Below are 6,851 nucleotides of genomic sequence, written 5' to 3'. Positions count from 1 at the left end.
CTCGTATCCCCGCTTAATAAACATGTTGGCAATGGCTATCTTTTCGGATAAGCGGGGTTGGGCTTTTTTAAGAGCTCACGCAAGATCTCTAGTTCGACTTCCTTTTCACCTAAAAGCTTCATAGCTCTGTTGTACTTTAACTCATAATCTTCTTCTGGGAGTGGTCCTTCAGCAATATCCTTCTTCTCAACTGCTAATGAGTCACGGTATTCTCTCACCCAGACCCTTACCGATTCGGGATTCAGATCATGCTTTCTCGCTGTATGACTAAAGTTGCCCCMTTGCAGGGCCTCCTCAACTACCTTCATTTTGTACGCTTCACTTTGTCTTTTTCTCCTCATTATCCCTCACCTCATCCATATACATAGTGTACTATGGATTCCAATTCGGACTCCAATGGAATTAGGGGGCTAAAGAGTTACCTCCCGTTAATTTGATGAATTTATGCCGTTTGGGGCGAATTCGGGTAAATTAACGGGAGGTTTTCCTGTTAATCCACCTATATGTCCTTCGCAGGGACAATTAGATGGATATTATCCCTTTAAGTCTGCTTCTGCTTATCTGAAAGAGACGTTGGCGGCCGATCAAAACGGCCGATTGAATAGAAACTCACCAAAAGTTCTCTGGGCATATGCCTAGAGAGTTTTTTTGTTGCTGCTTAACTTGCCTCTAGCGGAAAGATAGCGGAGGAGGTTCGCAAGCTTGCGACGCAATCACAAATCTCGGCAACGCAAATCGCCGAATTGATTACGGCTATTTTGGAGCAAACGACGCAGCTCTCTACGGACATGGAGTCAAACACGAAGAAGGTGGAGTCCGGCCTTCAGCTCGTTAAGGACGCGGGAGGCGCGTTCCGCTCGATCGTAACGGGGCTGGAGCTCGTGAACGTCCAGCTGCAGGAAGTATCGGCAGCCTCGGAGGAGGTATCCGCCGAATCAGAGGAGGTCGCAGCGTCGGTTGAGGAGATGGAGCGAATTTCCCGCCAGGCCGCTCAGCATTTTGAAGGAATCGCGACAAATTCCGGCGCCCAGATCGTTTCAATGGATGAGGTGAGCACTTCGGCAGAGCTGATTCGGGCGATGTCCAACGAGCTGACCTCGCTGAACAAACGTTTTACCGTATAGCGGATTCATTATTCACAAATTTTATGATTTAATTCAGTGTGCGACACGTTTCTCATAAGTAATTACGAAAAGAGAGGATTAATCTTGCAAGAGATTAATGATAACTGAACTACCGAAGATGGGAATGAAAGCCTTCATGTTGAGCTGAAACCATCTCTCTGATACTCCTACATGCGAGATACATTAATAGATGTAGATCGTGTGAAGCTAGGTGAAGTCGGTTGAGAGCCACCCTAACAGGTCACGCTGAGGAAATGCGAACTAGATGTAGTCGAGTGGTGATAGATCGGGAGGCTATAAAGTTGTCATGGTGAGAATGTCCGTATTAGGACTGACGAAGTTGCGAATGAACGGGTCTAAATTACTATATATCCGAAAGGATATAACTGCCTATGCAGGGGAAACTACCGAAAAGTAAAAATACTGAATATGAAATTCGGAATGGATAACAATGACTCCATAACTGTTTTCAGGCTCACAGCATCCACCTAAAACAACATGCACAGCTAGGTATTTCGGAACGTGGTAAGCAAGAAACATCCAATCAAAACGACTATTATCGGGATGGTGTATATAAGGTTCTAACGATCTAAAACTACTTTATTCTTGTGAAAGTAAGGGCATAGTACTGATGAAGCGTGTAACGAACGTGGAGGGATAGCCCTAAGTCTTGTTCTTTGATAATTAATTTCTAAAAGATGAAGTTCAGAGGGTCGAGTAAGATGATGGGACTGTCAATTGAAAGGTGAAGCCATCGCTGAACACTAACTTACGGTACAACGAATACTATGGCGTTCAAGGGGAACTAGACTATCTTTACTTGAAAAGTAAAGCTAATAAATCTGTCAACCTATACGAACGAATCATATCTCGTGAGAACATCTTACTAGCGTATAGAACTATTAAAAGTAACACTGGTTCAAAAACAAAAGGTACTGATGGATTAACAATAGATGATTTTAAGAAGACAAACATTGAGGAATATATCGATTATATAAGGAAATGCCTGGAAAACTATAAACCTAACTCTGTACGAAGGGTAGAGATACCTAAGAGTAATGGTAAAACTAGACCACTAGGAATTCCCACTATGAGAGATAGACTTATCCAGCAAATGTTTAAACAAATTCTTGAACCGATATGTGAAGCAAAGTTTTACAACCATAGTTACGGTTTTAGACCCAACAGAACTACACATCATGCAATGGCAAGATGTATGCATCTAGTAAATCGCGGCAACCTATACCATGTGGTAGACGTTGACATTCAAGGTTTCTTCGACAACGTAAATCACTCGAAACTGCTGAAACAAATGTACGAGCTAGGGATTAAGGACAAAAGAGTTCTGACCATTGTAACCAAAATGCTAAAAGCACCCGTCGAAGGAATAGGAATACCAAACAAGGGTACTCCTCAAGGTGGGATACTATCTCCTTTATTATCAAATATAGTCCTAAACCAATTGGACTGGTGGATTGCAAACCAATGGGAAAAAATGAAAACGAAGTATATTTATACAACGATTGAAGGCAAAAACAAGGCGTTAAAAGAAAGGTCTAATCTCAAACAAATGTATATCGTGAGATATGCAGACGATTTCAAAGTCTTCACGAACTCTCGCGAATCAGCAATTAAGATTTTTCACGCAGTCGAAGGTTATCTGAAAAATGAGTTAAAACTAGATATTTCCCCTGAGAAATCAACAATTACGAACCTAAATAAGAAATCAACTGACTTCTTAGGGTTCAATTTAAAAGCGATTAAAAAGGGGAAAAAAATTGTAGCGAACACTCACGTCATGGACAAAAAGATAAAGATCCTCGCTGACAAAGCAAGGGAATACATCAAGAAGATTCAAAAGAATCCTTCTCCCCAAAACGTGAATAATTACAACTCATTCGTCATGGGAATAAAGAATTACTATGAAAAAGCTACACATATCAGCATGGATTTTGGGAAATTAGCCTATTGTCTCTCTCGTACCCTCTTCAACCGTTTAAAAAGTATTGGGAAATATGAGATTCCAAAGAACCCATCCCCCCTATACAGGATATTGCATAAAAACAATTACAAAACATTCAAAGTAGCTAATATCCACCTATTTCCAATAGCGGATATTCAAACAAAGAATGCAATGAACTTTAGTCAAGATACTTGTAACTACACAATAGAAGGTAGACTACAAGTGAAAAAGATTAGTCAGCATGTGAGGACAGAAATCAATAAAATGATGAAATCGTCGCAAAATGACAATCTGGAATATGCTGATAACAGAATTTCTAAGTATTCCATGCAAAAAGGAATATGTGCAGTCACAGGAACCTTTCTAGTGGCTGAAGAGGTTAATTGTCATCATATCAAACCTAAATATATTGATGGAACAGATGAATACAAAAATCTTGTAATCATCCACAACGTTGTTCATAAGTTGATACATGCAACAACCGAAGAAACGATTGAACGATATATGAAAATTCTTCAACTTGACGAAAATCAGTTGAAAAATGTAAACGCATATCGGAAGAAATGTAATCTACTAGAAATTAATTAATCAAGAATAAGATGGAACGCCGTGTGCGGTGAAAGTCGCACGCACGGTGTGGAACAGGGGAAAAGATGGAGATCACATCAAAATTTTACCTATTGTTATGTAACGGTATAGGAATAAAGAGAACTTAAATCTATAATGGTTTTAAGCGGATTTCGACCGTAAAACGAGCATGTGCTGCCCTTCGAAAGGCGACAGCCGTTGGCGGTTAGTGGTATAATCATCAAAAAAGGTCTAGGGTCATTAGCGACTGCTTTGGCCCTGAAGGCAAATAACATTTAAGGAGTACTCGAAATGACTAAAACGCTTATTTTCGGGCACAAAAACCCGGATACCGACACGATTACATCAGCTATTGCTTATGCTGAGCTGAAAACAAAGCTAGGTGCTGACGTTGAGGCGATTCGCCTTGGAGACGTTAACGGCGAAACGCAATATGCGCTCGACTATTTCGGTATTGCAGCTCCCCGTCTTATCGAGAACGTTGCTGACGAGACGGATACGGTTATTTTGGTCGACCACAATGAGCGTCAACAAAGCGCGAACGATATCGATAGAGTACGTGTACTGGAAGTTATCGATCACCACCGTATCGCTAATTTCGAGACAAGCCACCCGCTATATTTCCGCGCTGAGCCTGTAGGCTGCACAGCGACGATTTTGAATAAATTGTACAAAGAGAACGGCGTTGAAATTCGCAAAGAAATTGCTGGCCTTATGTTGTCTGCAATCATTTCCGATTCCTTGCTGTTCAAATCGCCGACTTGCACCGAGCAAGACGTTGCAGCAGCTCGCGAACTTGCTGAAATCGCTGGCGTTAACGCAGAAAGCTACGGTCTGGACATGCTTAAAGCAGGTGCTGACCTAAGCGACAAAACGATTGCACAGCTGATCTCCCTTGACGCGAAAGAGTTCGCAATGGGCAGCTACAAAGTAGAAATCGCGCAAGTAAACGCGGTTGACACAAACGATGTCATCTCCCGCCAAGCTGAGCTGGAAGCGGCATTGAATGACATCATCGCAACGAAAGGCCTTGACCTGTTCGTGCTTGTCGTTACGGATATTTTGAACAACGATTCCGTTGCGCTTGCACTCGGCGCTCAAGCTCATGCGGTTGAGAAAGCTTACAACGTAACATTGTCCGACAACAAAGCGGTACTCAAGGGCGTTGTTTCCCGCAAATCGCAAATCGTGCCTGTTCTTACAGAAACGCTAAGCAACCTGTAGGAAAAGGGGCGGCGGTTGCCGTTCAACCAAAAATAGCAGCCTGGGACTTGATTAACAAGTTTCAGGCTGCTTTTGTTTTGCTATAATAGATAGAGAAGGAGCGGATAACATGTTTACGATTACGGAATACAGCGCTGAATTGATGAAGGACCCGTTTGGCATTTTGACAGGAAAGAGATATGAATTCATCCTCGATCTTGACGTTGCCGACGATGATGAGCTTTACCACGAGGAAGGTGTAACGCTTCGTGTCATTTATGTTATTGAAGAGGAAGCAGCCCGCATTGCGAAATATGAGTTTTTGACGACATCCTCCAATAAGTACATCGATTTTGAGCTGGAAGAGGATGAAGAGAAGATGGTGCTGGCGTTCTGTCAGGAGCATTTTGAGAAGGCTGCGGAATAGAGCACCGTCTAGCAGCTGAATTTTATACATATCAGGAATGACTATTGTGCAAGCAGGGCTGCCCGTCAGCTCTGCTTAGCGCAAGGGCGCTGACATAACGGCCAAATCCATAGAAGGGGATGGACAACGATGGAAAGCGGAATAAAGAGGAAGCTGACGGAAAGTGAAATGACAGCGATTACATTGAATGCATTTGGGCAATCGCCAACCGTTATTAAGGAGCTTACGGACGGCTGGGCTAATGCTGCCTATCAAGTGACGCTGGCGAATGGGCAATCGGTTATTGTGAAGGCGGCACCGCTATCGGATACGAAGATGATGAGCTACGAGCAGGGGCTGATGAAGACGGAGGTAGAGGTGCTGCGACTAGTGAAGCTAGTCGGTGCATTGCCGGTGCCTGCTGTATACGCGCATGATAACTCCGAATCGATCGTGGACTGCGAATATTTTATTATGGAGATGCTGGAGGGCGAGCCTTACAATAAGGTGAAGGATCAGCTGACCGAAGAGCAGCGCAATCAGATCGATTATCAGCTTGGCGTTTATAACCGGCAATTAAATGAAATTCGCGGAGAGCGCTTTGGTCTTTATGCAGCAAGTGACGGTTCGGCGGACTCCACTTGGAGAGAGAGCTTTCATCAACTGCTGCTGGGCGTGCTGGCTGACGGAGAACGCGAGGGCGTACAGCTTCCGGCGGACTATGATTCCATCAGGAATGAGGTAGCACTTCGGTTAGACGTCCTTGATGAGGTAACGGAGCCGAGGCTTGTTCACTGGGATTTATGGGACGGCAATGTATTCATAAAGGACGGAGCCGTTTCCGGCATTATCGATTTCGAGCGTGCGTTATGGGGCGATCCGCTGATGGAGCATTATTTTAGCCACTTTAATAAAACGGCATCTTTTCTTAAAGGTTACGGCATCAAATCTTTTACAACGGGAGAGCAGGGCCGCAGAGCACTCTACGATTTGTATTTGGATCTTATTTTTTGCATAGAGTGCCCGTTCCGCCAGTACGAGGACCGCAATCACTTGCAATGGGCACAAAATAATATGGAGCAAGGCTGGCTTCGTTTTATCGCAGGCAGCAAGGATTAGCTCGAACCGGCATAGATGATTATGCAGAAAACAGGCAAAACCCAAATCAGCGGTACCATTGCGATGGTAATCGCTGTTTTCATTTTGTCCAGGCGATAGAGCACCCAGCTCACGATAATAGATAAAATAAGCGCTACCGGATAGAGCCAGTTGATGATGAACAGCAAGACAGGCCAAAATAATTTTTCGGAACCTGGCGAGTCGAAGATCATAACGGACATCAAGGCGACAAAAAACCAAATGAACGTAAACAGTCCGAACAATATTTGACTAATCAACAAAGTGAAAAACACTTTTTTATTTCTCAAGCCATCAATCCCCCCGATTTATATTAAATCAACACGCCTCTTCCGCACAAGAGAAATTGTTACTTTCTACCTATCCTCCAGTCCCTTTGTTATTTGTCACCCCTTAACCGCATAAAATTCAAAAACAGCTATTTTTTGCG

The 6,851-nt window shown here is 43.3% G+C and carries 7 protein-coding genes; 5 read left to right on the top strand and 2 right to left on the bottom strand.

The window, feature by feature from the left end:
• Window positions 1-35 precede the first annotated feature (35 nt).
• On the bottom strand, window positions 36-341 hold the full coding sequence (locus ADU23_RS03690) for a transposase (RefSeq protein ID WP_053372514.1): 306 nt from the start codon (window positions 339-341) through the stop codon (window positions 36-38).
• A 339-nt stretch (window positions 342-680) separates the two neighbouring features.
• Between ADU23_RS03690 and ADU23_RS03685 the strand changes: the two genes are divergently transcribed.
• The 5 genes from ADU23_RS03685 to ADU23_RS03665 all read left to right on the top strand — a co-directional run bounded on the left by ADU23_RS03685 (window position 681) and on the right by ADU23_RS03665 (window position 6,403).
• Entirely contained in the window at window positions 681-1,124 is a 444-nt protein-coding gene (locus ADU23_RS03685; protein ID WP_082198219.1) for a methyl-accepting chemotaxis protein, read from the top strand.
• Window positions 1,125-1,881: 757 nt separating this feature from the next.
• Window positions 1,882-3,675, top strand: coding sequence for a group II intron reverse transcriptase/maturase (gene ltrA, locus ADU23_RS03680; protein ID WP_053377446.1), 1,794 nt, complete (start codon window positions 1,882-1,884; stop codon window positions 3,673-3,675).
• A gap of 291 nt (window positions 3,676-3,966) precedes the next feature.
• Entirely contained in the window at window positions 3,967-4,899 is a 933-nt protein-coding gene (locus ADU23_RS03675) for a manganese-dependent inorganic pyrophosphatase (protein WP_053372512.1), read from the top strand.
• 109 nt (window positions 4,900-5,008) lie between these two features.
• Entirely contained in the window at window positions 5,009-5,305 is a 297-nt protein-coding gene (locus ADU23_RS03670; RefSeq protein WP_053372511.1) for a DUF6509 family protein, read from the top strand.
• A 129-nt stretch (window positions 5,306-5,434) separates the two neighbouring features.
• Window positions 5,435-6,403: a phosphotransferase family protein gene (locus tag ADU23_RS03665; protein WP_053372510.1), complete on the top strand. Its 969-nt coding sequence runs from the start codon at window positions 5,435-5,437 to the stop codon at window positions 6,401-6,403.
• On the opposite strand, the gene ADU23_RS03660 is transcribed toward ADU23_RS03665, so the two are convergent.
• Window positions 6,400-6,711, bottom strand: a complete 312-nt coding sequence (locus ADU23_RS03660) for a hypothetical protein (protein WP_053372509.1) — start codon at window positions 6,709-6,711, stop codon at window positions 6,400-6,402. The two genes, ADU23_RS03665 and ADU23_RS03660, sit on opposite strands and share 4 nt — an antisense overlap.
• Window positions 6,712-6,851: the final 140 nt, after the last annotated feature.

It is taken from the genome of Paenibacillus sp. FJAT-27812 (assembly GCF_001273905.1).
Lineage (GTDB): Bacteria > Bacillota > Bacilli > Paenibacillales > Paenibacillaceae > Pristimantibacillus.
The sequence above is the reverse complement of the archived record's forward strand: the minus strand, read 5'-3'. Positions and strand labels throughout refer to the sequence as shown.

Coding starts and splice junctions, on each gene's coding strand:
- ADU23_RS03675 (WP_053372512.1), top strand. CDS start 3,967: ATGACTAAAACGCTTATTTTCGGGCACAAAAACCCGGATACCGACACG.
- ADU23_RS03670 (WP_053372511.1), top strand. CDS start 5,009: ATGTTTACGATTACGGAATACAGCGCTGAATTGATGAAGGACCCGTTT.
- ADU23_RS03665 (WP_053372510.1), top strand. CDS start 5,435: ATGGAAAGCGGAATAAAGAGGAAGCTGACGGAAAGTGAAATGACAGCG.